Annotated in this window: 2 protein-coding genes; both read left to right on the forward strand. The window is 60.5% G+C overall.

The window, feature by feature from the left end; translation table 11 throughout:
- Nucleotides 1-231: hypothetical protein (locus A3730_RS31970; protein WP_197477544.1), on the forward strand; the 231-nt coding region annotated here is incomplete at its 5' end.
- A 1-nt stretch (nt 232) separates the two neighbouring features.
- Nucleotides 233-749: PepSY-associated TM helix domain-containing protein (locus A3730_RS20220; protein WP_197477545.1), on the forward strand; the 517-nt coding region annotated here is incomplete at its 3' end.

Genomic DNA, 749 nt, shown 5'->3' on the forward strand with positions numbered 1-749 from the left:
GCGCTGGCGGTGGCCATTAGTGGTCTGTTTGCCTGGTGGGGCCCCGGGGGCATAGGGGCGCCGGACAAGGTGCAGTTCAATATGTGGGCGATCTCTCTCTACTGGATGACCGTATGGAGCCTGGTCTACCTGTTCCGCACTGGGCTGCGTGCCTGGTTGGTACTGGGCAGCGCCACAACGGCAGCCCATGTTGCCTTGTTTATTACACCGCAGATTCTTGGGGCTGCCTGACATGCGTGCGGATATCATCAAGACCTACAAAACCCTCCATACTTGGACGGGCCTGATTGCCGGCATGGCGCTTTTTATCTGTTTCTTTGCCGGTGCCATGACCATGTTCAAGGGGACGCTGGATCGCTGGGCAACACCGCCTGGTGCTCAAGCCCAGTGGGTGGCGGGGGATCAGTGGTTACTGTTGATGCAGAAAACCCTGGCAGCCCATCCAGAAGCGGCAAAGGGTTTTACCCTGCACCTGCAGCCCAGCGAGAATATTGGCGCGCCACTGGTGTGGGATGCCAACCCGGAACGCTCCCGTTTCGACCCCCAGGCGCCCTGGGGGGCTACCCTGGATGAACAGGGCGAATTGGTAACCGCACCGTTCAGCACCTCGCCCATGGCCAACCTGGTGGACATGCTCCACCAGACAGCCGGGATTCCGGGAGACGGGCATCATCTGTTCGGGGTCTATGTGATGGGAGCCATCGGCGTGGTGTATGCACTGGCGCTGGTGTCTGGTCTGGTCGTGTTGC

The sequence above is a fragment of the Alcanivorax sp. HI0044 genome (assembly GCF_001634945.1).